The 26,969-nt window shown below is 38.9% G+C and carries 28 protein-coding genes, 2 pseudogenes and 1 riboswitch; of the genes and pseudogenes, 23 read left to right on the top strand and 7 right to left on the bottom strand.

Features of this window, described 5'->3' with window-relative positions:
• Positions 1 to 8: 8 nt before the first annotated feature.
• From QSJ81_RS19485 to QSJ81_RS19515, 7 genes and pseudogenes are all read left to right on the top strand, one after another.
• Positions 9 to 461 carry a PTS sugar transporter subunit IIA gene (locus tag QSJ81_RS19485; protein WP_285719006.1) on the top strand — a complete coding sequence of 151 codons (453 nt, stop codon included), beginning with the start codon at positions 9 to 11 and terminating at the stop codon, positions 459 to 461.
• Positions 462 to 485: 24 nt separating this feature from the next.
• The gene (locus QSJ81_RS19490) at positions 486 to 797 is read left to right on the top strand and encodes a PTS fructose transporter subunit IIB (protein ID WP_285719007.1); all 312 of its coding nucleotides are present in this window, start codon (positions 486 to 488) and stop codon (positions 795 to 797) included.
• A 19-nt stretch (positions 798 to 816) separates the two neighbouring features.
• Positions 817 to 1,899, top strand: a complete 1,083-nt coding sequence (locus QSJ81_RS19495) for a PTS fructose transporter subunit IIC (protein ID WP_285719008.1) — start codon at positions 817 to 819, stop codon at positions 1,897 to 1,899.
• A 13-nt stretch (positions 1,900 to 1,912) separates the two neighbouring features.
• Positions 1,913 to 2,767, top strand: coding sequence for a class II fructose-bisphosphate aldolase (locus QSJ81_RS19500; RefSeq protein WP_285719009.1), 855 nt, complete (start codon positions 1,913 to 1,915; stop codon positions 2,765 to 2,767).
• 19 nt (positions 2,768 to 2,786) lie between these two features.
• Positions 2,787 to 3,653 (top strand): ketose-bisphosphate aldolase, encoded by an 867-nt coding sequence (locus QSJ81_RS19505; RefSeq protein WP_285719010.1) that lies wholly within the window; start codon positions 2,787 to 2,789, stop codon positions 3,651 to 3,653.
• A gap of 325 nt (positions 3,654 to 3,978) precedes the next feature.
• Complete coding sequence (locus QSJ81_RS19510; protein WP_285719011.1) at positions 3,979 to 4,914, top strand: type I phosphomannose isomerase catalytic subunit; 936 nt, start codon at positions 3,979 to 3,981, stop codon at positions 4,912 to 4,914.
• A gap of 157 nt (positions 4,915 to 5,071) precedes the next feature.
• Positions 5,072 to 5,305, top strand: a pseudogene (locus QSJ81_RS19515) (hypothetical protein); the annotation flags it as partial.
• Between the two features lie 377 nt (positions 5,306 to 5,682).
• Positions 5,683 to 5,745: riboswitch (Fluoride riboswitch) on the top strand.
• Between the two features lie 160 nt (positions 5,746 to 5,905).
• Here the strand turns inward: QSJ81_RS19515 and QSJ81_RS19520 are convergent.
• Both QSJ81_RS19520 and QSJ81_RS19525 read right to left on the bottom strand, forming a co-directional pair.
• The gene (locus QSJ81_RS19520) at positions 5,906 to 6,055 is read right to left on the bottom strand and encodes a hypothetical protein (protein WP_285719013.1); all 150 of its coding nucleotides are present in this window, start codon (positions 6,053 to 6,055) and stop codon (positions 5,906 to 5,908) included.
• Complete coding sequence (locus tag QSJ81_RS19525) at positions 6,049 to 6,930, bottom strand: LysR family transcriptional regulator (protein ID WP_285719014.1); 882 nt, start codon at positions 6,928 to 6,930, stop codon at positions 6,049 to 6,051. Before QSJ81_RS19525 ends, QSJ81_RS19520 begins: the two co-directional genes overlap by 7 nt.
• A 158-nt stretch (positions 6,931 to 7,088) precedes the next feature.
• Between QSJ81_RS19525 and QSJ81_RS19530 the strand changes: the two genes are divergently transcribed.
• From QSJ81_RS19530 to QSJ81_RS19595, 15 genes and pseudogenes are all read left to right on the top strand, one after another.
• The gene (locus QSJ81_RS19530; protein WP_285719015.1) at positions 7,089 to 8,531 is read left to right on the top strand and encodes a non-oxidative hydroxyarylic acid decarboxylases subunit C; all 1,443 of its coding nucleotides are present in this window, start codon (positions 7,089 to 7,091) and stop codon (positions 8,529 to 8,531) included.
• 13 nt (positions 8,532 to 8,544) lie between these two features.
• Positions 8,545 to 8,751, top strand: coding sequence for a non-oxidative hydroxyarylic acid decarboxylases subunit D (locus QSJ81_RS19535; RefSeq protein ID WP_285719016.1), 207 nt, complete (start codon positions 8,545 to 8,547; stop codon positions 8,749 to 8,751).
• A 113-nt stretch (positions 8,752 to 8,864) separates the two neighbouring features.
• The gene (locus tag QSJ81_RS19540; RefSeq protein ID WP_285719017.1) at positions 8,865 to 9,443 is read left to right on the top strand and encodes a UbiX family flavin prenyltransferase; all 579 of its coding nucleotides are present in this window, start codon (positions 8,865 to 8,867) and stop codon (positions 9,441 to 9,443) included.
• Between the two features lie 24 nt (positions 9,444 to 9,467).
• Positions 9,468 to 9,824 (top strand): prenylated flavin chaperone LpdD, encoded by a 357-nt coding sequence (gene lpdD / locus QSJ81_RS19545; RefSeq protein ID WP_285719018.1) that lies wholly within the window; start codon positions 9,468 to 9,470, stop codon positions 9,822 to 9,824.
• Positions 9,825 to 10,229: 405 nt separating this feature from the next.
• Positions 10,230 to 11,807 carry an ABC transporter substrate-binding protein gene (locus QSJ81_RS19550; RefSeq protein WP_285719019.1) on the top strand — a complete coding sequence of 526 codons (1,578 nt, stop codon included), beginning with the start codon at positions 10,230 to 10,232 and terminating at the stop codon, positions 11,805 to 11,807.
• Positions 11,807 to 12,796 (top strand): ABC transporter permease, encoded by a 990-nt coding sequence (locus QSJ81_RS19555; protein ID WP_285719020.1) that lies wholly within the window; start codon positions 11,807 to 11,809, stop codon positions 12,794 to 12,796. Before QSJ81_RS19550 ends, QSJ81_RS19555 begins: the two co-directional genes overlap by 1 nt.
• On the top strand, positions 12,789 to 13,667 hold the full coding sequence (locus QSJ81_RS19560) for an ABC transporter permease (protein ID WP_285719021.1): 879 nt from the start codon (positions 12,789 to 12,791) through the stop codon (positions 13,665 to 13,667). The genes QSJ81_RS19555 and QSJ81_RS19560 overlap by 8 nt, the downstream gene beginning before the upstream one ends.
• 5 nt (positions 13,668 to 13,672) lie before the next feature.
• Positions 13,673 to 14,515, top strand: a complete 843-nt coding sequence (locus QSJ81_RS19565) for an ABC transporter ATP-binding protein (protein WP_285719022.1) — start codon at positions 13,673 to 13,675, stop codon at positions 14,513 to 14,515.
• A complete protein-coding gene (locus tag QSJ81_RS19570) occupies positions 14,502 to 15,464 on the top strand; it encodes an oligopeptide/dipeptide ABC transporter ATP-binding protein (protein WP_285719023.1) in 963 nt (320 codons plus the stop codon). Before QSJ81_RS19565 ends, QSJ81_RS19570 begins: the two co-directional genes overlap by 14 nt.
• A gap of 106 nt (positions 15,465 to 15,570) precedes the next feature.
• Positions 15,571 to 15,819 (top strand): heavy-metal-associated domain-containing protein, encoded by a 249-nt coding sequence (locus QSJ81_RS19575; protein ID WP_285719024.1) that lies wholly within the window; start codon positions 15,571 to 15,573, stop codon positions 15,817 to 15,819.
• A gap of 802 nt (positions 15,820 to 16,621) precedes the next feature.
• Entirely contained in the window at positions 16,622 to 16,915 is a 294-nt protein-coding gene (locus tag QSJ81_RS19580; protein ID WP_285719025.1) for a hypothetical protein, read from the top strand.
• Positions 16,916 to 17,178: 263 nt separating this feature from the next.
• Complete coding sequence (locus tag QSJ81_RS19585; protein ID WP_285719026.1) at positions 17,179 to 18,858, top strand: M3 family oligoendopeptidase; 1,680 nt, start codon at positions 17,179 to 17,181, stop codon at positions 18,856 to 18,858.
• Positions 18,859 to 19,127: 269 nt separating this feature from the next.
• Positions 19,128 to 19,400, top strand: a pseudogene (locus QSJ81_RS25765) (ribosomal maturation YjgA family protein).
• 359 nt (positions 19,401 to 19,759) lie between these two features.
• Entirely contained in the window at positions 19,760 to 20,887 is a 1,128-nt protein-coding gene (locus QSJ81_RS19590) for a S1C family serine protease (RefSeq protein ID WP_285719027.1), read from the top strand.
• Positions 20,888 to 21,051: 164 nt separating this feature from the next.
• Positions 21,052 to 21,387, top strand: a complete 336-nt coding sequence (locus QSJ81_RS19595) for a hypothetical protein (RefSeq protein WP_285719028.1) — start codon at positions 21,052 to 21,054, stop codon at positions 21,385 to 21,387.
• 255 nt (positions 21,388 to 21,642) lie between these two features.
• On the opposite strand, the gene QSJ81_RS19600 is transcribed toward QSJ81_RS19595, so the two are convergent.
• Positions 21,643 to 21,987: a hypothetical protein gene (locus tag QSJ81_RS19600; RefSeq protein WP_285719029.1), complete on the bottom strand. Its 345-nt coding sequence runs from the start codon at positions 21,985 to 21,987 to the stop codon at positions 21,643 to 21,645.
• A gap of 312 nt (positions 21,988 to 22,299) precedes the next feature.
• Here QSJ81_RS19600 and QSJ81_RS19605 point away from each other — a divergent pair, with 312 nt between their 5' ends.
• Entirely contained in the window at positions 22,300 to 22,512 is a 213-nt protein-coding gene (locus QSJ81_RS19605; protein ID WP_285719030.1) for a hypothetical protein, read from the top strand.
• 271 nt (positions 22,513 to 22,783) lie between these two features.
• Here QSJ81_RS19605 and QSJ81_RS19610 read toward each other — a convergent pair whose 3' ends face one another.
• From QSJ81_RS19610 to QSJ81_RS19625, 4 genes are all read right to left on the bottom strand, one after another.
• Complete coding sequence (locus QSJ81_RS19610; RefSeq protein ID WP_285719031.1) at positions 22,784 to 23,929, bottom strand: ABC transporter permease; 1,146 nt, start codon at positions 23,927 to 23,929, stop codon at positions 22,784 to 22,786.
• Positions 23,926 to 25,089 carry an ABC transporter permease gene (locus QSJ81_RS19615; protein ID WP_285719032.1) on the bottom strand — a complete coding sequence of 388 codons (1,164 nt, stop codon included), beginning with the start codon at positions 25,087 to 25,089 and terminating at the stop codon, positions 23,926 to 23,928. Before QSJ81_RS19615 ends, QSJ81_RS19610 begins: the two co-directional genes overlap by 4 nt.
• Before the next feature lies 1 nt (position 25,090).
• Positions 25,091 to 26,113: an HlyD family secretion protein gene (locus QSJ81_RS19620; protein WP_352230918.1), complete on the bottom strand. Its 1,023-nt coding sequence runs from the start codon at positions 26,111 to 26,113 to the stop codon at positions 25,091 to 25,093.
• Positions 26,114 to 26,379: 266 nt separating this feature from the next.
• Entirely contained in the window at positions 26,380 to 26,934 is a 555-nt protein-coding gene (locus tag QSJ81_RS19625) for a TetR/AcrR family transcriptional regulator (RefSeq protein ID WP_285719033.1), read from the bottom strand.
• Positions 26,935 to 26,969 lie beyond the last annotated feature (35 nt).

Here is a 26,969-nt window from a genome sequence, read left to right on the forward strand (position 1 = left end):
ATGATATTATGGATTTATCAAAAGTTATAAAAAGTGAAACTATTAAGTTGGACATGGAAGCGACGACGAAAGAGGAGGTCATACAAGAATTAACGGAGTTATTGTTTAGAGCAAATGCGATATCGAATAAAGAAAAATTTTTAACTGATGTATATCATCGGGAATCAATGGGAACAACGGGTATTGGCAATGGCATTTCCATTCCACATGGAAAATCAAAATTTGTTAACAAAACATCAATTGCTATTGGCAGAACGAAAAAAGATATTGAATGGGGAAGTCTAGATGAAAAACCTGTTCGTTTTATTATTCTATTTGCGGTTACAGAAGAAGATAAAAATACTACTCATATTCAGTTGCTAGCAAAAGTAGCTAGCAATTTAGGCGATGATGATGTCTGTGCTAATTTACTAATAGCCAAATCACCTGAAGAAGTTTTAGATATATTTTCGGCAAGGTGATTTAAAAAAGAAAGGAGGGATATTATGAGAATCGTGGGAATTGCAGCTTGTACTTCAGGTATTGCTCATACTTATATTGCAAAAGAAAAATTAATGAAAGCGGCTAAAGAATTAGGACATGAAGTTCACATTGAAACCCAAGGGACAATCGGGATCGAGAATGAATTGACAGATAGTGACATTAAAAATGCTGATGTAGTAATTGTAGCTGCAGATATCAATGTTGGCGGCAAAGAAAGATTTATAGGTAAAAAAATTGTAAATATTCCAACTCATATTGCAATTAAATCACCAAAAGCTCTAATCATAAAAATCCAAGCTGACTTAGGACTATAATTAGAGGAGAGATATTACTATGTTAAAAAAATTACAACTTAAAAAACATGCACTGACTGGTATTTCTTATATGTTGCCACTAGTTGTAACAGCAGGTCTCCTTATTGCTATTGGGAATCTCTCAGGAGGATCCGTAGTAAAAAATTATAAAGAAGCTTATTCAATTGCTGATGCTCTTGTTTCTCTTGGTGTATTTGGAATGGGTTTAATTGTTCCTGTAATAGCAAGTGCGATTGCCTATTCAATTGCTGATCGTCCAGGGATTGCTCCAGGGTTAATGATGGGCATGATTGCAAATGCAATTGGCGCAGGATTCTTAGGTGGTATGCTAGGGGGATATATTGTTGGCTACTTCGTACTATATTTAAAAAACAACTTGAAAGTACCAACATGGGCTCAAGGTTTAATGCCAATGATGATTTTACCGTTAATTTCAACTATGGCTGTAGGTTTACTAATGTTCTATGTAATTGGTACTCCAATCGTCTGGTTGACAGTAACGTTAACAGAAGTGTTAAAAGGATTACAAGGAAGTTCACGATTTATATTCGGTTTAGGCATGGGAGCTATGGCAGCATTTGACTTTGGTGGACCAGTGAACAAAGTTGCTTCGCTATTTGCTGATGGTTTATTAATTGAAGGGATATATGGACCAGAAGCTGTTAAAATTCTTGCATCAATGGTTCCTCCGTTTGGAGTTGCATTATCATGGATCATAGCAAAGAAAAAATATTCAAAAGAAGAGGGAGAGAATATAAAAATTGCATTCCCAATGGGGATTGCGATGATAACAGAAGGAGTTATTCCCATTGCAGCTAGAGATCCAATTCGCGTTATAATGGCTTGCTCAACAGGTGCCGCGATTGGTGGTGGATTTTCCATGCTTTGGAATGTAGGAAGCCCTGTTCCTTCAGGTGGGATGTTTATAGTGCCTGCAATGGAGAATCCAATGGGATTTTTAGCAGCCTTATCGATTGGGACAGTAATAACTGCTGCAATTTTGACTATAAGCAAGAAAACTGCAATAGAAGGTCAATCATTTGATGAAGAAGATGAAAGTTTAGATTTATCAGGAATTACAATCACAGATCAAGTGAGATAAAGGGGGTAAAAAAGTGTATGTTTCAATGAAGGAGATGCTTAAAAAAGCAAATGAAAATAATTATGCAGTGATGGCAATTAATTGTTTTAATCTAGAGACTGTTAGAGCTGTCATTGCTGCTGCAGAATTTGAAAAAGCACCAATCATCGTAAACATAGTGGAAGACCATTTACTAAGACATTGCGATAGTGGACTAATTGCTCCAGTTGTAAAAATGTTAGGGGAAAGAGCGAACATAGAAGTTGCGTTAAATTTTGATCATGGCACAGAGTATGGACATTTGACTGAAGCAATTATAAATGGATTTTCTTCTGTAATGGTAGATGCCTCAAGGTATGATTTAGGCGGGAATATAGCATTAACCAAAAGAGTTGTCACATTTGCCAAACAATATAATGCAAGTGTAGAGGGAGAAATTGGATGCATAGGAGCGAATGCAGATGGTTCTTCTACCCAATATACGATGTATTCAGACCCTAAGGAGGCAAAAATTTTTGCGGATGAAACAGAAGTTGATGCACTGGCAATATCCTTTGGATCATCTCATGGGAACTATCCAGATGGAATTATACCAAAGTTTGATTTTCAGCGATTAAAAGCCATTAAAGATCTTACTAAAATGCCACTTGTTTTACATGGCGGATCAGGATCTGGTGAAGAAAACATTCTAAAGGCAGTAGAGTTTGGAATTAATAAAATAAATGTTGGATGTGATTTTCTAAATGCATGTACAAAAAGCACTAAAGATCAATTGAAAGAAAATCCAGATATAAATTACTTTGAATTAATTCACAAAGTAGAAGAAGATAGTATTGAAAAAGTGAGATATTATATTAGATTATCAGGATCAAAAGATCAATCAATATAAAGTATGAGGAGAGATATACATGCTAATTAATATGAAAGAAATGTTAGAAGTAGCTCAACAAAACCAGTTTGCCGTACCTGCATTCAATATTGGCAGTGGACAAATTTTGAAGGCTGTTGTACAAAGTGCAGAAAAAATGCAGTCACCAGTAATTTTAGCGATTCATCCAGATGAATTATCATTCTTAAGTGATAGCTTCGCTGAATCATGCGTAGCAGAAGCTCATGCTAGTAAAGTACCAATGGTTATTCATTTAGATCATGGCGGGAGTTTCGAGCAAGTTATGCGCGCAATTAAATGTGGTTTTACTTCAGTAATGATTGATGGTTCACATTTATCCTATGAAGATAATATTGAAATAACCAAAAAAATTGTCAATGCGGCACAACCAATAAATGTTTCAGTAGAAGCTGAATTGGGAACAATCGGTACCACTGGAACTTCTAATGAAGTTGGAACAAGTGAGATCATATATACGGATCCCCAATTAGCACAATATTTTGTTGGAAAAACTGGAATTGACACATTAGCAATTGCTATTGGAACGGCTCATGGTATTTATCCAAAGGGAATGAAACCAAAACTTAAATTAGATTTATTAAAAGAGATTAGAGGTATTGTTAGTATTCCATTAGTTTTACATGGCGGTTCGTCAAACTCTGATGAAGAGATTGCAGAATCAGTAAAACTTGGAATTTGCAAAATAAACATTTCTAGCGATGTAAAAGCAGCTTACTATAAAAAAGTACGTGAAGTGTTAAAAGAAAATGAAGGCTGGTATGAGCCAAACTCTATTTATCCACCATGTATCTTGGCAGCACGTGAAGTTATTGAATTCAAGATGAATTTATTTAACTCAGTCGATAAAGTAAAATTATATAAATAAAAAAAGAGTATATAAAAAATTATATACTCAGGTAAGTGTAAAATAGGTAAAAACAATCAGTTAGGTTGGTATAGGCCTGGATATTGTAGGCCACTCATAAAAATCTATGATACATGATAATCTCCTGGCGGGGGATTTCATGATTCATGATCCTCACAAAAAGGTGGTCTGCCTTACTCCGCTGCTTAGTTTTTACTGGCTACTTACAACTCACATTATGAATTTGCTTCTTAGAAAATTATACCGAATTTTAATTAAATAATCAATAAAGGCTGTCTGCGCAGCCTTTATTTCCTTTATAGTCTATTTATTCTTTGATATTGAGGTGATCATTATTTATCCATTCAAACTTATTCCCATATATCAGGATCGTATTTGGGGCGGTGATAATCTAGGGGAAATGTATGATCGAAAAGTACCTATAAGTAAAATTGGCGAGAGTTGGGAGTTGTGCAGCCACAAAAAAGGAATGAGTGTGGTGGCCAATGGCAATTTATCAGGAAAAACTTTACAGGAACTTGTTGAAGAACATAAGATAGCTTTGCTGGGCTCTAAGTATGATGAAAATCGGAATGCGATTTTCCCTTTGATGATTAAAATTATTGATGCTAATGATAACTTATCGATTCAAGTACATCCTGAAGACAAATATGCGTATCGTGTGGAAGGAGAGTCTGGGAAAACCGAAGCATGGTATGTCATCGCAGCTAAAGAGAATGCTCAGATTGTATATGGTCTTAAAGATAGTATTACCAAAGAGGAGTTTAGGCAAGCTATTTTAAATAATTCTATATGTGATACTTTACGTTTTGTACCTGTAACAACTGGTGATATGATTTTTATTCCAGCAGGTACAGTTCATGCTTTGCTAGATGGTATTATGGTGTATGAAGTGCAGCAGAATTCTGATATTACTTACAGGGTATACGATTTTGACAGATTTGACAGTAATGGCAAAGGACGAGAGCTTCATATAGATAAAGCAATGGATGTTATCAAATATGATAAACAGGAAAACATTGATTTTAAACGTACAGTGGTGGAATGTGAATATTTTTCAATGAAAAAAATGAAAATCAACGAGGAAAAGAGGGAAAATAGCGAGGGACAGTTTATTATTTATTGTGTTACCAAGGGAAATGGTCAGATTGTTTATAGTAATGGATTAGAAAGTATTGTCGCAGGTGATACAGTACTTATTCCCGCATGCATAGGAAGTTTTAGTATTAAAGGAAATATGGAATTATTGAAGATAAAATAATCGTACAAGTAATCCATATGTTTGAGCGCACTTGATACCATCATAGAATTCATTTGTCTCAGAGAATGGTCTGATTCAAAATAATTCCTTAATTGATTGCAAAGGAATTCAATTTTTTAAATAAAAAAAGACTAATCTAAGTTGAAGTAAATGTAGTGATTGGCAGGAATTTATTTTTATGCGCCAAGAGAAAGCAGAAGGGAAGTTGCAATTTGGTGCCTTCTCGAGTGAATATACAACGATAATGGAACAAGTCGATAAGCTATTAGAAGGGCAGCCGAGAAAAGTAAGTGAAGCCGTTACTCAATTAGTTGTGACAGCTACTTATATGCACTATAACAAGGGCTTTTTTGATGGTATGAAGATTGGCTTGGTTATGGGGACTTTATAGGTAGATGGCTACAGAAATTCTCAAATTAGCGATGAAGTATTGCAAACAATTGGGCTTAAAAAAGTCATGCTTGTTTGCTATAAAGAGCTTCGAGAAAACTATTATAAATTTGCGGAGGTATATTGCAATCTCCACAAGCATTCGGTAACTGATTGGATACTTTAGAGACTAACGAACGTATAACATTATTATTATTTCGGATTCGAAATGTATCTATTTAAACAAATGCAGTGACATTCTTTATATCTCAATTTTCGAGTTTAGGGAAATGATTATATCATGACTTTATTTTTTGCACCAGGACCGGATTTTCTTGTATTGAGGTCTATTTTTAAATTATTGACGTAGCTTTAGCTTTTCCAGTATAATTTTGGTAACAACTTATAGGCGATGGAGTTCGCCGTTAATCCCGTGAAAGCGATAATGACTCCTACCAGCTATGCTGGTAGGAGTCTGTTTTTTTCTTAGAATAGACGGATTGACGATGAACTTAATCAATGCATAATACAGGGGGAAAAAAATATGAAGATCGTTGGGTTGTGGTGCAACTACTCAACAAAATCACAATAATAGTAAACCTATCACCAGCCTGAAAATTTCTTAAGCAACGATACCCATAACCTTACTTAAGAACTTAACTTCAGAAAAGGCACATTGAATTTCTTCAACCTGCCCCTTTTTAATCATATGCATGGTTTCAATTCCGCAAATTGTTTTTTCGGCAGTTCCAAAACTATCAAACCCTAGCATTGGCTTGATATAAATTCCCAAAAGTGTTTTTTTATGGGTGACATAGGGCGGTTTTTCTTTCTGACGATGGATATTTCACTGTAAATATCCTCAAGTAACGGAATCGCCGTCAGGACATTATTTTCTTGCTGCAACACGCTTTGTGGTAAAAGCGATACGCCAAGCCCTCGGGAGATCATCTCGAGAATAATGCTATGACTGCCAACCGTACAGGAAATGTGGTACATAATCTTCTGTTTGGTCAGCTCGCTCACACCAAGATGATGCAAGCTGGATTTGCGGTCAAGTAAGATGATTTTCTCTTGTGCGAGATCTTTCAGTGCTATAGAGGAGCATTGGGCAAAGGGGTGATTCCGTGGACAAATACAAGCCATGCGCTCTTTGCGATAGGGCAGAATCTCGTATGGCGCAGTGTTTGTGAACAATTCGGTACGGACAAAGGCCAAATCCAGTACATCATTATTCAATAGTTTCAGGATGTCCTGCTGTGATTCTTCGTAGATATCGATGTTGGCCACTTCGCTGATGGCGGCTTGAAATTCAGCAATAAACGAAGAAATGCGATAAGTAGATTCAATGGGAATGAGGCCTAAGGCGATATGGCGGTCGCGGGCGGGATTACAGGCTTGCAGGGCAGTTATCACTTCACGGTGCGCCTGCAAGGTTTGCTGAGCAAAGGGCAATAAAATTTTTCCATGCTTGGTTAGTGTGACGCGCGAATGTTCTCTGGTAAAAAGGAAAATGTCCAATTCATTTTCCAGGGCCTTTATTTGTTTGGAAAGGGAAGATTGCGAAATGTGATTATCGCTGGCGGCCTCGGAAAAGGTGCCTAAACGTACAATATCAACGAAATATGCGAGCTGTGAGAAATTCATAAGCACTCCTTTAGTAAAGAATTTTTATTGCTCACATACATTCTTTGCTGTGAGGCATTCATTTTTGGAAAGACTCAATGCCAATTTTGAATTGCTTTGCTGGGTAATTCTATTTACGATAGTGAATAGACGAAAGTGACACAAGAAGGAGGCAGCATATGACTAAAGTATACAAAGATTTACGAGAATTTTTAGCAACATTAGAAGAGGAAGGGCAATTGGTGCGGATAAAAGAGGAAGTTATGCCTGAACCGGATATTGGCGCTGCCGGTCGCGCCGCAGCCAATATAGAAAATAGTCCGGCTATTTTATTTGAGAAGGTAAATGGCTATAACTATTCCTTGGTAACCAATGTGCATGGCTCTTGGCGCAATCACGCGCTCATGCTGGGTCTGCCCAAGGATACTCCGACAAAGGAACAGTTTTTTGAACTCAATCGCAGGTGGGATAAATTTCCCGTGCCTCCAAAAATTTTAGCGCGGGAAGACGCTTTGTGCAAGGAAAATGTCATAACCGAAAATATTAATTTGTTCGATATTCTGCCCTTGTATCGGATTAATGAGCAAGATGGCGGATTTTTTCTGTCGAAAGCGTCGGTCATTTCCGGTGATCCAGAGTTTCCAGAGGATCTGAATAAACTGAATGTCGGGATATACCGGATACAGGTGAAAGATGTGGACAGATTGGCAATCCAGCCCATGCCTGTGCACGATATTGCTATTCAGTTAGCCAAAGCGGAAGAAAAGGACGAGCCGCTACCGGTAGCCATTGCGTTGGGAGTAAATCCGCTTGTCACGTTTATGGCGTCGACGCCGGTTGCCTATGATCAAAATGAATATGAGTTTGTCGGTGCGCTACAAGATGGCGTGCCTTGCGAAATAGTAAAAGCCGATACTTGTGATCATCTCTATGTGCCGGCGCATGCGGAAGTGATCATCGAAGGGTATATCATTCCTAGAAAGCGTTTTGTGGAAGGACCTTTCGGTGAATTTCCCGGCTCATATTCTGGTTGCCGCAAACAATGTGAAATTCAAATCACTCGAATTACGCACCGGACAAATCCTATTTTTGAAAATCTTTACATAGGAATGCCCTGGACAGAAACTGATTATCTGGTGGGGCTTAATACAAGTATACCCTTATATAAGCAGATTAAGGCGACCATGCCTGAGGTGGTGGCGGTCAATGCCATGTATACGCACGGTATCGGCGTAATTATTTCCACCAAGGTTCGTTATGGCGGGTACGGCAAGGGGGTTGCTTTTCGACTGCTCTCTACGCCGCACGGCATGCCATATTCCAAAATTGTTATCATTGTTGATGAATACGTCGATCCGTTTAATCTTGAGCAGGTGATGTGGGCGCTCACAACAAGGGTTAAACCTAGCAAGGATGTTGTAGTCATACCGAATTGTTCGGGAATGGTGCTTGATCCTTCTTCCAATCCGGCCGGTATGCATGACAAGCTGATTATTGATGCGACAACCCCGGTCGCACCCGAGCCCAATCCGCGATCTTGTGAGATGCTTGTACCGTCGCCGGCCACGCCCAAATGGGAAGAAATTCTTCGCCAACTGCAGCATGCAGCACAAAAGAAATAGGAGGGAAAAGTTTATGAAATGTCCTCGTTGCGATAGTGAAAAAGTGCGTATTATGACAAAATCGCCAGTCGGTGATGCTTGGGAAGTTTACGTCTGCGACCATTGCTGTTATTCATGGCGCTCAACGGAAAATATCCAGATTAGTGAAATATTTAAGCTGAATGATGAGAAAATTGCTAACATGGGCATAATTCCCCCCATACCGCCATTAAAAAAATAGCAGACTGATAGCGGGGCAGCATTCTCGCTGAGTAAATAGTGAGGCCTTTTCTATTTAGCTGAAAGGTTACTAATATTTTTGAGACCCGAAGGGTCGATTTAGGGGGGGGACCGTTGTCAGTCAGCAAAAAAAGATTGGTTGTTGGAATAAGCGGCGCCAGTGGGGTAATATTAGGGATCGAATTATTGAAAATGTTGCAGGTGTTGTCGGACTATGAGACCCATCTTGTTGTTTCACGGGGCGCTGAATTAACCATTGCCGCAGAAACCGAGTATTCAGTAGGGGAAGTATTAAGGCTGGCGGATTACACCTATGATATAAAAAATATTGGAGCCAGTATTGCCAGCGGCACCTTTAAAACGGCGGGCATGATTATTGTGCCCTGCAGCATGAAGACAGCCGCTGGCGTCGCTTGTGGATATTCGGATAATTTGTTGCTTAGAGCCGCCGATGTTACAATAAAGGAAAAAAGAAATTTAGTGGTCGTGCCACGGGAGAGCCCGCTTAGTACGATTCATTTAAAAAATATGCTCGTTTTGGCTGAGGCGGGAGCTATAATTATTCCACCCATGGTTACCTATTATAATAAACCGCTTGGCTTTGAGGATATGAATCGTCATATTATTGGAAAGATACTTGATAAATTCGGGATTGAAGCCCGGGGGTTTACTCGCTGGGGCGAAAATTTTTAATAGGATAGGAAGGTGGGGGCTATCATGCAGCAGGTAACGGCGGAACGCGGTAGGTTGAAAATAGATATGAAGGCGTTTGCAATAGGTGAAGATGTATGTGTGATTTTATCAGGCGGTGACAGGCCGCATATTGGCTGTGTAACGCTCAGCATTCCCAGAGCAAGTTTAGCTCAGCCTGATGCTGGCAGCGCTACCACCTCAGTATTGAATCTGACGGGGCATAAAGACGAGGAAGCGGCACGATTTGTGTCGCATATGTTATCAGCAAAACTACAGAAAAACGTAGTTGTAACAGGCGGTATACATGTTGAGAACATAACAAAAGAGGAAATTAACATTGTAATGGAGCTCTTGGCACAGTTAACTAACCAATTACTATGAAAACAGGGGACAGAGGGGTGTCGACAATACAAACGATTGAAGGTTAGTGTCAATAACCCCGTCCCCATGACACGATAAGTTGATCACAGGATTATATTAGAGCGAATTGAAGATAATTCTTAGTGATTCTTTTTATAATGTTAGTATTTATGATTAATATTCTTGACACGGTAATTAGCTTCCGATAAAATTAATGGATAAAGGTGGCATGAAGCTATCGTTTGCGTTGAAGCGAAAATTGTTAACAATTGCTAGTGAAGTAGTATGAAGAGCAGAGCATGAGGTGTACACAGAATACAAGATAACCATGAAGGTTTATTAACTCTTGAAAGAGTGATAGGCCTCATGGTTTTTTTATTTGCAGTACAGGATTTATTGTAGAAGATTATTTTAGGGGGAATATTAATGGCGACAAGGACAAAGTCCTTTACTTGGTTTCTTATGGCATTGTTTGTACTTTCAGCCTTTATCTTAGGTGGCTGTGCCAATAGTCAAAATAGTACGAAATCGAAAACCGATCCTAAGACGATTGTATTGGGTATTGAAAATGAATCAGATAAAATCAATCCAATTTTTGCAGATGAGCATGATGATGCAGTTTCTCTGATTTTTAGTGGCCTTACTCGGTATAATGAAAAAAATGAGGTGATTCCTGATTTGGCTACAGGTTGGGATGTTTCGCCTGACCAATTAACCTATACTTTTAAACTGCGCAATGATGTAAAATGGCATGACGGCAAACCTTTTACAGCCGAAGATGTAAAGTTCACCATTGAACAGGGGCTGAATCCTAAAAACAATTCTCCAATTAAAGAACGATTTGAAGAGATTAAAGAAGTTCAAGTAGTTGATCCATATACGGTAAAAATTATTTTAAAAACACCATTTCCTCTATTGGTAAATGTCATGGCGACTGGAATGATACCGAAACATATTTTAGAAGGGAAAGACATCAATACTGATGGATTTAATATGGCACCGATTGGTACAGGTCCATTTACATATTCGGAGTGGAAAAAAGGACAGTATCTAATGCTGAGTGGGAATAAAGATTTTTATCGTGGCACTCCAAAATCGGAGAAAGTTATATTAAAATTTATTCCAGATCAAAATGTGCGGGCAGTACAACTAGAAACTGGCGAAATTGACATTGCATTGATTGACCCTATGCAAATTGAACGAATCAGCAAAAATCAAAAATTACAAGTTACCCGCATAGATACTGCGGACTACCGAGTTATGATGTACAATCGAATCAATCCTCTCTGGGATGATGTAAAAGTTAGACAAGCAATGAATTATGCAGTTGATCGTGATGCGTTGGTTAAGGGAGTGTTGCTTGGTTGGGGTAAGGTTGCCTACGGTCCCCTGCAAATGAATTGGGCAAACAATGCGAATGTAAATCAATATGGATATAATCCGGAGAAAGCAAAACAGCTTCTGTCTGAAGCTGGATGGACACCGGGAGCAGATGGAATCTTACAAAAAGATGGGAAAAAGCTTTCCTTTAAGTTAACTACGTTTGTTCATGATCCAGTAAGGGTAGCGTTGGTCAATGCACTTAGTACGCAATTTAAGAAAATTGGTGTTGACGCTATTCCAGATCCTCGGGAAAAAGGTTCCTTTAAAATTGGTCAAATGGATACATTCCTCTTAGGTTGGGGTAGTCCTTTCGATCCTGATGAAGATACTTATCGCTTGTTCCACAGTTCGCAAATCGGAAAAGCCAATTATCAGAACTATAAGAATGATAAAGTGGATAGCTTGCTCTTAAAAGCACGGGAAACCGGTGATAAAAATGAGAGGCTAAAACTGTACGGCGATTTTCAAACCGAGCTAAGTAATGATCCAGCTTTCAACTTCCTAGTTTATCTAGATGTGGCTATTGTTACGAATAAAAACTTGAGCGGTATTAAAGCTCGTACTTTGGGGCACCATGGCGCAGGATACACTTGGAATCTTGAAGAGTGGAGCAAACAATAATGCTTGGCTTTTTCCTACGGCGACTTTTGGCTAGTATCCCTGTATTGTTTGTCGTGAGCCTTTGTGCTTTTTTCTTAATTCATCTAGCTCATGGCGATCCGGCAGTGGCGATGTATGGTAGTCATTTAGAGAAGATGCGCCCTGAAGATCAAATTCGTATTCGTACTAATTTAGGACTTGATGAGCCTTTACCATTGCAGTATGGGAAGTGGGTGTCTGGTGTTCTAAGAGGGGAATTAGGGCGATCCTATATGGATGGGCGGGATGTGAGTGATATACTCCTATCCCGTCTTCCTAATACGATTATTTTGAATTTGGCGGCTATGTCATTGATGCTTGTATTAGCAGTTGTGATCGGCATGATCGCTGCAATAAAGCAATATTCTTGGTTTGATTATTTCAGTACCTGTTTTGCTTTTTTGTTTTACTCCATTCCTAGCTTTTGGTTGGCACTATTAGCTATTTTGTTTTTTTCTGTTTATCTAGGATGGTTACCATCCTCTGGACTTAGTACGATTGGACAGGAATTCAATGTAGGCGATCGTTTGCTGCATTTAATTTTACCGACCATCGTCTTGGCGGTGAGCCATATCGGTGCGTATATCCGTTTTGTTCGCTCCAGTTTACTAGAAGTATTGAGTCAGGATTATATTTTAACAGCTCATGCCAAAGGCTTATGGCCACGGTATATTTATTATATTCATGCCTTTCGTAATGCATTAATTCCGTTGATTACCTATGTTGGTATGTCCTTTTCTTCATTGATTGGCGGTGGGTATTTAGTAGAAACGGTTTTTGCCTATCCTGGGATTGGACAATTGACAATTTACTCGGCAGCTACCAGAGATTATCCACTTCTTATGGGAACTGTTCTGTTAACAGGGGTATTTGTCGTTATGGGAAATTTGTTAGCAGATGTTTGTTGTGCTTGGGCTGATCCTCGTCTCCAATTAGAGGGAAGTGAACGGAGGATTGGTACACATGGATAAAGAAGTAGGGCAGTATACTTTTTGGCAACGCTTTTTTTTGCACAAAATCGGCAATTTTGGTTTAGGGATTCTTGTACTTTTTACATTACTGGCGATCTTTGCACCAATCATTGCGCCTCATAGTCCGGTGGATACCAATCTGGAAGTAGTGCGTCAAGCCCCACAAGCCGGCTATTGGTTTGGTACGGATGAGCTGGGGAGAGATGTTTTTAGTCGGTTGCTATATGGTGCCCGAGTATCTCTGTTAGTGGGGATTAGTTCTGTTCTGCTATCAACTACTATCGGATTGGGTTTTGGTCTGATAAGTGGTTATGCGGGAGGAATTCTAGATAATATTATGATGCGTTTGGTTGATGGATTGCTTTCCTTGCCTTCCTTGATATTGGTTATTGCACTACAATCCTTTGGGAAGCAGGGGTTATGGAGTGTCGTATTGGTGATTGCTGCGACCAATTGGATGCAGACCGCTCGTTTAGTCCGGACGGAATTTTTGAGTATGAAACAGCGCCCTTTTGTAAAAGCGGCAGTGACCACAGGAACGTCAGATTGGAATTTGATATTTCGGCATATCTTGCCTAATTGTTTGGCTTCAGTGGTGGTTCTTGCTACGATTAATGTAGGGCATGCCATTGTTACGGAAGCAGCTCTCAGTTTTTTGGGATTAGGTATCCCACCTCATCAGCCTTCTTGGGGTAATATGCTCATGGGAGGTCAGCGGAGTATTTTAGCAGGATGCTGGTGGATTACCTTCTTTCCAGGGGTGATGATTGTAGCTACGGTATTGGCTGTTAACTTTGTAGGGGATGCCATCCGAGATGCTTTAGATCCACTCTCATTGCGAAATACCAAACAGACCAGTAAAGTGAGTTGAGAAATGTGAAACAAAGTTGCTGTCTAGAGATTAAAAATTTATCAGTGCAGATTACGAATGGTCAAGAAATGCTGCACCCATTGAAAAAAGTATTCTTAAAAGTTCCTACTGGTAAAATCATTGGAATCGTTGGCGAGAGCGGATCAGGAAAATCAATGCTTGCTCGTTCTATCTTAGGATTGGCAGATATTCAGAATAAAAATATTCGGTGTAGTGGGGAAATATGGTTTGAGGGTATGGACTTGATGACCTTGAGTGTAAGCCAGATGCGACCTTTGCGGGGAGCAAAGATCAGTCTGGTATTGCAAGATCCGATGACAGCGTTGAACCCCGTTTTGCCAATCCTTTGGCAGTTACAGGAATTGTTCACAACCCACCGGGGATATTCGAAGAGAGAGGCTAAGAAGGAAAGTATTGCGATATTACATAAAGTAGGGTTGCCTAAACCAGAAACATTATCTTATCGATTTCCTCATCAATTAAGTGGTGGGATGCGGCAACGTGTGATGATTGCCATGGCATTGGCATTAAAGCCGGCATTAATTATTGCCGATGAACCAACTACTGCATTGGATGTAACTTTGCAGGCGCAAATTTTGACAGAGTTAAAAAAGCTACAAGAAGAGTATGGCGTCACTATTTTGCTCATATCTCATGATATGAGCGTGATTGCCGAGATGGCTGATGAGGTGGCTGTAATGCGGCAGGGGGAAATTATTGAATACAATGATTGCTGTACTTTATTTGATCAACCTGAGCACGAATATACCAAGAGGTTAATTTTGGCAAGCCGATTAGAAGAAAATGATGATAAGAAATGGAGTTCCAATCGATATGTTGAAGATTGAAGGCGTTATCAAACATTATCGTCTGCATCGCAGTTGGTTAGCTGGTCATGAAATTGTCAAAGCGGTGGATGATGTCAGTTTGACCGTGAAACCTGGCGAGAGTTTGGGCATTGTGGGGGAAAGCGGTTGTGGGAAAAGTACTCTAGCCAAACTGATCATGATGCTAGAAACTCCAACGAATGGTTCTATTTATTTTGATGGACAAAATATTGCTCAATTGTCAAACCAATGCCGCCGTGAATTGCGTCGGGATGTTCAGATTGTGTTTCAAGACACGTATGCATCCCTCAATCCTCGCTTTAGTATAGAGGAATCTCTTGAAGAACCTATTTTAAATTTTTCATTGGAACGCAAGTTTCCTCTTGCAAAACGCTTACAGGAAATGTTAGATATTGTGGAATTGCCTAAAAGTATGTTACTGCGCTATCCCTCTGAGCTAAGTGGCGGTGAAAGGCAGCGGGTTTGTATTGCTAGAGCTTTGATACTGCAGCCACGGTTTATCATTTTTGATGAAGCGACTTCGGGACTTGATGTAACGTTGCAGAGTCAGATCCTCGCAATGTTAAAAGAGCTCCGTAGGGAAATGGGTTTAACTTATTTGTTTATTACCCATAATTTAAAACTGATTCCCTATATCACGGAAAGAGTAGCCGTCATGTATAAGGGGAAAGTAGTGGAAATGATGGATAGTAGTAAGCTAAATCAAGCGGTACATCCTTATACACAGATGTTGTTGGCAGCTATTCCTGTAACTCATCCTCAAGAAAGACGGATTCGTGATGCTATTGTTTTTGACGATAAACAATGGGATGAATTGAAAAAAAATAATGGGTGTAAATTTTATCCTCGATGTTCAAATTCTGATCCTGTTTGTGGTGAAATAGAACCAAAGATGACCAGGTGTGATCATGGGGGTATGATATCCTGTCGCCGTTATAAAAAAGAATAGTTTGGGATTCAATAGTTTCTATAGAAATTTATTATTACAGTCCTTGTTTGATACAATGATATGCTGGTAATACTATCCATCAAATTAAAAAATGGAGGGATTTGTTATGTGTAAAGATTGTCATTGTGGTTCAAGTGTAATGAATAAACAGATAACAGTGCATGTAGAAGGTATTAAAGCATCGAGTGACGCGAAGATAATTGAAAAAGCCTTGTTAGAATTACCTGGTATCTTTCGTGTTCATATTCACACTCATGATGGTCAAACTAAAATTGACTACCATCCTACTCTTGTGTCTAACGATGAAATAACAAAAAAAATAGAAGTAATAGGATATAAACTCAAGGCAGTATAATAATAATTTGAACCAAATGAAATTTAGCCGATTTTAGATGAGCTTTAGATATTGCGTCATCTGAAATATATATTATAAAGACGGTTTGGGGCGCACTCCATAACGAGACGGTCATTTTAGAAATTCGGCAATATCAGCAGCGATGTGGGTAGTGTCTAATATTGGGTAGAGAAAGACTTGTAAATTTTCACAATGCTTTCGTTGATGGAAAATGCAATTATTTCTTACTCGAATTGGATCATATTAGAAAATATTTAAAAAATAAACTGCCCATTACAACGGGCAGCTTAGTATCTTCATTTTTTGAAATAAGAACTAATTTTTCGTTTTACTTTTTCTTGCAATTCAAACGAAAAGTAATATAATTAGGAATAGATGGAAATTATAAAGTCGCCGTGTCCTAAGAGTGGTGAGACACTCTCAGGCACGAGCAGGTGAACCAGCACCTACACGTAACAGTTACCTGTCTACGACGACAATTCTTATTATACCGTGAACCTTCCCCAAAAACAAGGGATGGTATGTTCGGGATACTAGGAATTACGTGCCTTGACAGGGGCTGAGCGTCTGCATGCAATCAAGAAGAAACAAAGCGCATGTGTAGGTTGATAAGACCTCGCATGCGCTTCATAATTTCCCTCTTAAACAGGCTGTGTGCTGGTTTCTTCTATCCGCAAATACGGATAGAAGAAACCTCATGCAGTATGAAGATGGAGGGATATACATTGGCATCAGTAGAAGGTAAGAGAAAAAGTCCAGGTTATCTAAATAGTACGCCCAGTATGTGGCGGGGGTTGCGAATATGAGTGTTTTTGAAACGGCGACCCAAGAAGTACGGAACATGCATAATGAGAATACGTTAAGAAGGCTAGAGCATGTATCAGCTGATTATTATTGGGCACAAGAAGAAATTAAGCAGCTAAAAGAATTGTTAGCAAAGACTTTGCCAGTAGAAGAGATGAAAAAAATAGAGCAATTACATGATAAATTTAAGATGCAAGAAGGGATTGCAGGAGAGATTTATTATAACCAAGCATTTTCCGATGCGATACGGTTTATCATGCAGTCTTTGACATGGGGACCTGTTAGAAGGTAATCGATATCCTTGTCTTTGCAACGTTTAGTAGGGATAGTTGCGGTGAACGGTAATGAATCCACATCCAAAAGATAGAGCCATAATTCACGTATAAGGTGAATTATGGCTCTATCTTTAATGGTCTTTTAGGGTTTACCTACTTTTTTGGAAATAGGTTCTATAAAGAAAAAGATAATAAAAATTATGTATGGTAATATTAGGAAAAAAGATATAATAGAAGATGTAAGACTATTTAAATATGCTACTTAGTAGGAGGGACAAGAATGAAAGACGAAAATTTTAAATTATCAGAGCTTCCTTATGAAAGAATAACAATTGAATCTTTTGAAAAAGAAACTTCGAAAATAATAAAAGACTTTAATGCTGCAAAAAATGGAAAAGAACAATTTTTAGTTCATAAAGAATATTACACTGTAATGGGAAAAGTCAGTACTGCAATGACTTTAGCGGGAATGAGACATGATGGTAATGTGTCAGATAAATTTTATGAAGGGGAACAGGACTATTATGATGAAGTATCTCCTAAAATTGACAGTTTCAAAGTGAAATATCAGAAACTACTTTTTAATTCTAACTATAGAACTTACTTTGAAAATAAGATAGGACAAGTTCCCTTTAAAGATATTGAAATTCAGTTAAAAGCTTTTGATGATGTACTTATTCCACTTAAACAGGAAGAAAATATTCTTACATCAAGATATAATAAATTAATCGCACAAACTAAGGTTAAATTTAGAGGAGAAACACTTAATCTTTCTTTATTAGGAAAATATTTAAAGTCAAAAGACAGGGCAACAAGAATGGAAGCATCAAAAGTGAGAAGTGAAAAGCTACTTACTATTGCAGATGAATTAGATGAGATTTTTGATAAGCTTGTAGCTAATCGTAATAAACAGGCAAAGGCAATGAAATATGGTAATTATGTTGAACTTGGTTATTACAATATGAAACGTAATTCATATGATAAAAATGATGTGGCTAAATTTAGAAATCAAGTTAAGAAATTTCTTGTTCCAGTTGCATCTAAGATTCATGAAGAGAGAAGAAAACGCCTTGGTTTAGAAAAACTTGACTTTGTTGATGAAGGAGTTTATTTCCTTGAAGGAAATCCTATTCCTCTTGGAACTGCTGATGATATTTTTGCAGCAGGCAAAAATATGTATAGCGAATTATCTTCTGAGACAAAGGAATTTTTTAACTTTATGTTAAAGCATGAATTATTTGATGTATTAGGAAGACCTAATAAAGCTACAGGTGGCTATATGGAGATGCTTATGCTTTATAAGGCACCAATTATTTTTGCTAATTTTAATGGTACAAGTGGTGATGTGGATGTGATGACACATGAATGTGGTCATGCCTTTCAAGGATACCTGACAAGAAATGATGAAATAGTAGAGCATAACAACATAACGAATGAAACCGCTGAAGTCCACTCAATGTCAATGGAATTTTTTACAGGCAAATGGATGGATTTATTCTTTGGTAACAGAGGCGATGATTATAGAAGAATGCACCTTGAAGATGCCATTGCATTTATACCATATGGATGTATGATAGATGAATTTCAGGAAAAAATTTATACAAAACCAGAACTTACTCCTAGCGCACGAAGAGAAGTTTGGAAACAGTTAGAAAAAGAATATAAGCCACATCTTGCTTTTGAAGATGATGAATTCTATAGTGATGGACGTACTTGGCAGTTACAGAAGCATGTGTATAATTGGCCATTCTATTATATTGATTATTGTCTTGCACAAACATGTGCACTTCAATTTAAAATAAGAATGGATGAGGATTACAAGGATGCTTGGCAAAGATATATTGCATTCTGTTTGGAATCAGCAAAAGATTATTTCCCTAATATGCTCCATAATGTTGGGCTCAAAAGTCCGTTTGAAGATGGATTTATGAAAGAGCTTGTTGAGAAGATTAAATTATAGTGATTACGTAGAAGGGATTAGCTATAAATGTACATTTTACGGGAGTGTAATTAATTTTGTGTAATTAGAAATCCTTCATAACAAGAAATAGGTAGCTTTACTGGGAAAGCAAACTTATTTATTACCCTTAGAAATTCTTTTTCCTGGATATGATGACAGTATGCATGCGTAACGTGAATGGTACCGTCATGTCCAGGGAATTCTATTTTTAGGGGCTATTAGACGGAGTAATTATATTAGGCTTACTATCTCGAGAACTTTTTACTTGGTTGCCTAAATGGATAGGAAGTATTTTGTGGGGAACTATGGTGTTTTTCATTTTTGGATTTATCTTTAGGGATAGAACTACGCGGCATATTGGAATGATAGCAAGCGTTTTTTCGCTAGGGGTTGAAGCAGCTAAGTTATATCATACTCCATGAATTGATGCGTTTCGTTATACAAAGATAGGAGGGCTACTTTTAGGGCATGTTTTTTCGTGGAATAATATTTTGTTATACATCACCGGGATTACCTTGGGGGCTATATGTGAAAACTTGTAGTCAAGAATTCTGATATCGAAATGAGATTAGTTCGTGGTTATAATCATTGCTGTTAAGTTGAAGTGTATTAAATATGAGGACTCTAATAATGGGTTCAATAGCTTTGCCAATGCAGTTAAAGCAACTTATGAAGTCACGAAATTCGTGGCTTTTTGTGGTTTTAAGAGGTCTCGGGTAGTCCACCAGTTAAAACCGGAATTATCTATTTTACTTAACACAATCCATGCCTTATTATTTACTTCCTTGCTCATTTGGCAGTATCTGTTTACAATTTATACCTTTGGGTAGATTGATTAATTCCCCAAATACTGTATTATATAAGGGCTAATCATTTTATGTAATATTTAAGGAGGCTTATCTTGTTAAAAAAATTAATACATTTCTTATTTATTTTTTTTGTGATTTATTCCCTTACTATACCAGGTTTTGCCGCATCATTGCCTGAGGAAGATTTAAACAGACAGCAAGCGATTGATACTTATTTTAAAGATAAACCTGAAAATCCAATTGAAGGTATTTGGATAACAGATGATAATAAATATGAAATTGCTATTGTTAAAAATGATTTCTCTCTATGTCAGGGATATGATTATATAGGACTTACAGTTCAAACTACCGATCATGCATGGGCTACAGGAAAAATCAAACTACAACTAAAGGCTACTGCAATTCCTAAGTTGTTTACCGGGCTAATTAATAAAAACCCTAACAGTTACCTCACTTTAACAGATGAACAATCTTTTGGAACTACCTTTGGGATGGCAAGTAATAATATGATTGAATACACCAATGAAAAAAAAGAAAGAAAGTTTCTCATTAGAATATATCCTGTGGATGAGGATGCTGCCAAGGCTAATCGCTCCGGCACTGGTTTTTTTATAACGAATGATTTAATTGTAACCAACTATCATGTGGTAGATAAAGCCAAAACTATTGAAATTAAACATAACAACGGTCAGAAGTCATCCGCGACTGTTATTACAAAAGATCCTATTAATGACTTGGCTCTCTTAAAAGTAAGTAAATCGGATTTCTCCGTAAACCCATTACCAATAGCTAATATCCAAAATACTAAAGATGGCGATACCGTATATACTGTTGGCTTCCCGTTACCCGGTCTGCTAGGTACCAAAGCCAAACTAAGTGAAGGAATCATTAATAGCATAACAGGCATTCAGGATGATGTACGAATGTTTCAAATTAGTATTCCCATACAACCTGGGAATAGCGGCGGTCCATTACTAAACGCTAAGGGGCAAGTGGTAGGTGTTGTCACTGCTTCGGTAAATCCATATAAGACTCTTTTATTTGCAGGAACATTCCCACAGAATGTTAACTTTGCAATGAAAATTAACTATGCCGCTAATCTCCTAAACACGCTTACTGAAGCAGTACACCTCCCTAGTAAAAAAGCCTCTAGTGAACTTACTCCTGCCCAAATCATGGTCTTGGCTAAAGAGGCCGTTGTGCAGGTTGAGGTAAAATAGGGTTGCCTTTCATTAACTGAGTTTTTTGGTAGCTGTTGTATTGTTTGGATTACCCACTGATTAATGAATATATATCTGTAGAAAATCCACAGAGAAATATTGGGTATATGTTTTCATGATAATACCTGATAAAATATATTTATAATAAATAAGGGGGGACAAATGTGCAACACCAATATAGACAAGAGAGACAAATGCAAATCAACAACAAGCCATTAATAAAAGGTGACCATAAAATATATCGTACCCAGAACCCTGTTCGTAGCGAACTATCATTATCCATATTTTTCCTGCTTAAATCCCATATTTCTCGTAGCGTTAAAAAGACAGTAGAGGCGCACCCCCAGACTAACATTATTTTTGATAAGATCGGCGGATCTTGGTGGAAACCCGAATACCATATTATAGTTGGCGGAAAGACGAAAAAGGTTGTGCAGTCTGCCGCTGAAATGCTACAAAAAAATTTAAATGGCGGAAAAGAAAAAAAGCTTGAAAAATAAAAAACACTTTTATATGTTTTTCATAAACATATTTTTTCACTTAAGTCCGGATGATCTTTTAAGGTCATCCGGATTTCTGTTTTCGAGTAACTTGCTTTGCGAAGTAAAGGCATAAAATTCATGCTTTGAGATATTTTAATTAAACTTTCTTCCTTTTTTTACGGAATCAGAAAGTATAACACTTCCTTGATTCCAAGTAAGAAAGACTAAGGCTTCTGCCTGCGTCTGAGGACTTGGCCTAAGCCAAGTCTTTTCTTATCTCTTTAATTCATTAATTTGTTTTTGCATGTTTTCAATATAGTCTTGTAGTTTTTTTATCTCTGACTCCAACTTTTCAACGGATTTTTTTTCATCCTTCTCTTTTGCAGCATCTTCCTTTTTTTGTTGTGCTTCTATCGCGTCATTAATTAACGTTCGACTTGCGGCAATGACAAACATTACTTGTGCTGTTTCAAAGAGCCCATTTGCCACAAGATTAAGCTCATCAATCGTTAATGATTGTGAGAAAGTGATACCTAATAAATAGAAAACCAAAGTGACTTCTTCTGGAGTTAAGTCAAAAAATATGGATTGGTCCGGGACTGATTTAAATTCTTCCAAGGTTTTTCACCTCATCAAATAGAACTCCGCGTCTCTACAACATATGTGTTATTAGTTGTGCCGATGTATTATTACAAGAATCTTTTCTCAGAGGAGTTTGTCGTAAAGGACAGCCGCTATTTTTTATCCAGATCTTGCTCATTTTTAGAGATCTGAAGAGCTGAGGAGCGAAAACATCGCTTGCTGTGGCAGCTAGGAGTACTTATGGCCAGTTTGAAAGACAGGGACACAGAAATAAGATATTACATACAATAAGTAGGAATCTTTAGTGGGAAGAATAATTGGTTGTAACTTACTTATGGAGTTGATAATATGAGCCATGACAGTTTAAGAGCATTAATTAGATTGGCATTGATATTATCCTTTGCTTCAAGTCTTATTGGACTGATTGCTGGGTTGGTAGGTGAAGACGAAGATAGAAAGGATGACAAAAATCATTTGGAAGAGGAGATAAAACTTAGAAATGAATTAAACGAACTTCATAAGGAGATTGATCAATTAAAAGCCAAAATCTCCAATGGTTAATAGGTCAAGGGGAGTGGAGGTAGTAATAATAGTTGAGTAGTCATTCTTGTTTATAAAAAGCACCCTGCGGGGTGCTTTTATTATGGCTATGTATAACAATTCGCCTTGGCTAAATGCGTTGTAGACTGCACTTGAAAGAAGGGACATCGATTATGGGCAACCAATTGGATAATTTCAGATGAACTTAATAGATTGCCTATATATGCTGAAAGCTTTTGCGCTATGGCGGCTTGACATTCCCTGATTTAGGATATGTCGAGAACTTCACGACTTATGTTGGCACTTTCTGTTTTAGCCTCCAGGTGTAACATACCGTTGCCATACCGGTGAGCGTTGTTCCTATTAGAAGCAAAATCAAGCTATTACGGTAGAGAAAAGGTGAATAACCGGCAATCATCAGTTCGCGGACGGTATTAGAAAAGTAAGATAAGGGGAAGGTGTAAGATATGGTTTTCCCCACTGTATCCATGGCTTCTTGCGGCCAGGTGTAGCCGGAAAGTACGAAGGCCGGAACGGTATAGGCTATCGATATTCGAGTAAAGGTCAGTTCGTTGTTGCAAATAGAAGCAATGAAGGCGCTAAAACCGACGGCAGCAAAGAGAAAGGCTGCAGACAGGAAGAGTAAGCTTGTCAACGATGCTTTGCCGGGAATTTCAAAGAGATGGACGGCGGCGATTACTGTAATGAAAAAGGCTACTGTGCCTGAAATCCAATACGGAAATAACTTGCCAGCCATAATGCTCAAAGGGTGGGCGTTTTTTAGTTCGCCCGGATTTTGATATTCGTTCATGATGCTCGCGCCGACTGCCAGGAAAACTCCCTGTTGAAAAGCAGCCATGCACAATCCTATGACAAAGAAGGAAAGATAGCTTTGGGTCGGATTGTTGAGTACCCGTAAGCGAAAATCAATAGGGGCTGTTCTGTGTAGTGCCATGGAAGGCAGTTGTCCATTGTTTGTTTCGGTCAGCTTGGCTCCTGCTTCTTTGGCAAAGGCGGTAATGATTTCCTGGGCTGCAGTGGTTACCGTATTGGTAATGAGAATATTTTTGCCGTCAGCCATTAAAAGCACGGTGGAAGAGTGCCCGGATTTGGTGTCCTTTGCAAACTTTATGGGAATGTGCACGGCAGCATAGACCTCTTTTTCACGCAGCATATTTTCCATATCATTTTGTGTTGTGACATAGCCAACAATTTGAAACCGTTCGGAGTCGTCGAATGCCTGAATAAGGGAACGGCTGAATTGCGTTTGGTCTTCGTCGTAGATAACCAAAGGTACCGCTTTTATCGTATGAGTGCCATACAGCAGACTGAATAAAATCAGATAAGCCAAGGAGGCTCCAAAAATAAAGATGGCCCGGCGCCGATCAGTGATGAACATTTGACGGATTTCCCGCTTGAGTATATGCCACCAATTCATAGTAGAGCCTCCTTAGCTATTTGGTTTTCTAATCTCTTCCGATGCTTAGAGAAAATAAAAACAGTTACTAAGCACAGTACGCTGCCACTAGTAAACATGATAAAAATATTTTTCAGCAAGGTTGATGAGTAGCCGGCCAGCAGCAGATCTCGCAGCGTATCGGCCATGTAAGTGAGTGGCATAAGGGAAGAAAAGACTTGGGCGAAATCATTCATGGAAAAATGGGGCCAACTGAGTCCGCTATATAAAAGTCCAGGCATGATATAGAGCAGCGGTACTTGCAGGGCATTTACTTCATTGCTGGTAATGGCAGAAAAGAAAAAGCTAAGATTTATGACGAGAAAGGTGAAGGCACTGCCCAATAGTAAAATGCTGGCGGGATTACCTCGAAAAGGTACGCCAAAGAATACCGTGATGACGCCTAAGCATGTAATAAAGACACCTATAGCGCATAGCCAGCAGGACAGCAGCTTGCCGATTACGATAGATGCCGACGACGTACCTTGCCAGCGAGAAAGTTGGCTGTATTCTTTGACTATGAGGGTACCTGCCACTAATAGAATAGCAATTTGTAAACCGTTCGCTACTAACCCGGCCAGCATAAAATTGGTATAGGAGGTGGTAGGATTATTGATAATCCTAACTCCTAGTTTAACGGAGGCAGCTGACCGTAGGGCAGGAGCAGGCAGTTGATTGATCGCTTCCAATAGTTTTTGACCGGTTGCTGCCGAAAACGTCTGGATGATCTCTTGACTAGAAGAAATAACGGCATTGGCAAACATATTGTTGGTAGAGTTCGCCTCGATCAGAATTTCTGAAGCTATACCTAGTTTGATATTCTGTGCAAACTTGGGTGGAATGGAGATGGCTACTAGAGCTTCGTTCTCACGCAGAGATTGTTCCATAGCTTCCTGACTTGTCACTTGGGCGACCACTTGATAACGTTCCGAGTCGATATAAGCCTGGGATAATGCCCGGCTTGTTGCTGTTTGGTCCTGATCATAGATTACGGTGGGTACATATTTGATGACATTATTGCTATAGGCACAGCCAAAAAGAAGGCTATAAAGTATTGGAACGCCAAAGAGCAGCAAAACTACAGGTGATTTGCGCCGAAATAGGGCCTGTAGTTCTAAAAGCACAATTTCCTTCAGTGTCATTTCATTTACCACCGTTCATCAGTCTGAACCGCATGCCAGGACGAATTTTATCGGAGTTGACTTGAATTTTGACATTAAAGGTAATAATGTCATTATCGCCGCGCTCGTTAGTAGCCCGGTAGGTGGCAAACTCCGCCTTTTTACTGATATCAATAATGGTTCCAGACAAGATGAGGTTGCTGTCTCGGCCTTGCATTTGAACAGGCTGTTGAATGGAATAGTGAGAGAGTTCGGTTTCCTTCACTTTCAAATTGACCCAATTATCCAAAGGGTCTTGAATGGCTACCAACGGCATACCTTGGGATACCATAGCGCCTTCCTCCACATACTTGGCGGTGATAATGCCATCAAAGGGAGCGCGTATCTCTGTTTCATCCAGGGAAACATCCACTTGTTGCAAGGCAGCTTGCCCTTGAGCTACTTTGCTGCGCATGGCTTCTTCATTGGCAGTATTCACATTTGTTTGCAAAAGTCCGGCTTCTGCTGATGCTACACTGGCTTGCGTTTGGGTATAAGCAGCTTGAGCCACTTGGTACTTTGTGCGGTAGGTATCAAATAATTGTGCGGAGATGGCACCTGATGCCACCAGTTCTCTAAAACGTTTATAATCACTTTCGGCTAAGGCTAAATCCGATTTTGCTTTTTCTAATTGCGCTTGAGCGGTATTTAAAGCAGCCTTTGCAGTTTGGTCCTGCAGAATGGTAACGGTAGCAGCTTGGGCCGTTTGCGCATCCAAGGCTTTAATATTGGCCCGTGCCTGATTGGCTTGGGCGACAATATCCCGGTTATCAATGTGTGCTAATACTTGTCCTTTGGTTACCCGGTCCCCTTCTTTGACGAGCAGGCTCACGACCCGGCCTGGTACTTTGGAATTAATATCTACCTCTTTAGCTTCCGCGCGGCCCCATACTTCAGGGGAGGTCTCATTGGCGCCGCAGCCAGCAAGCAGTGTGGCAGATAAAATTAGCAGCAGGGTGTAGGTCGACCAGCGCATTAGGTTGGTATTTGGTTTTGTCATAAACATTAATATCTCTCCTTTAAAACTGAATCATTAATAGTTCAGCTAATATTTATTTAACTGAACTTCACTTCCAATAGATAATTCGTAGCAAACTGTAAATTGATAGGTGATTTAACGGTGCTACCCAAAAAGGATAGGAAGCAAGGGAATAGGTTTATTTGTACTTTAGAGTACTAAATATGTATCTTCGGTACTGAGAGCTATAAGTAAAGCGCGCATGTAGCGCGTTTTACTTATAGGATTTAGCGGATGCAATGGATCTGTTCCGTTTATTCTTTGGCCATCAATCCATGGATGATTACATCCAGCATAGCAACCACGGCATCTGGATAGGTCATATTATTCTCGGCGAGAAAGCGGTAGCTGATAAAGTCATTCATGGTGCTAATAATCATTTGCCGAACGACACCCATGTTAACATGCCGGATGGTGCCAGCCTCCATTCCCTGATTGAGTAGGGAAGAAAGGCGGTCCATTCGCTCTTTCCGAAAATTGGCCACCTTCTGCCATTCTTCCGGATAAGACGAGACAAGGTCATCATACACCCGATTATGAAATGGTTCGAAAGTTTGCGATGTGATAGTCAATGAGGCTTGCAGTTTCTCTATGATGGGTAAATCAGAATTATAGACTTTTTCCTCTTGTGCCCGGAAATCATTCAAAATGATATCTAGGATAGTGCTAATAAGTTCGTCTTTTGAAGAAAAGCAATCATATAGCGATGATTTGCTGATGCTGAGCCGTTTAGTGAGGTCACTCATGGTAAATTTAAAACCCCGTAAATTGATTTCTTCTACGGCGGCTGTAATAATTCGATTTCGCAAAGATAATCACCTCATAAAAAATGTACTGAATAGAA

Source organism: Pelosinus sp. IPA-1 (assembly GCF_030269905.1).
Taxonomy (GTDB): Bacteria; Bacillota; Negativicutes; order DSM-13327; family DSM-13327; genus Pelosinus.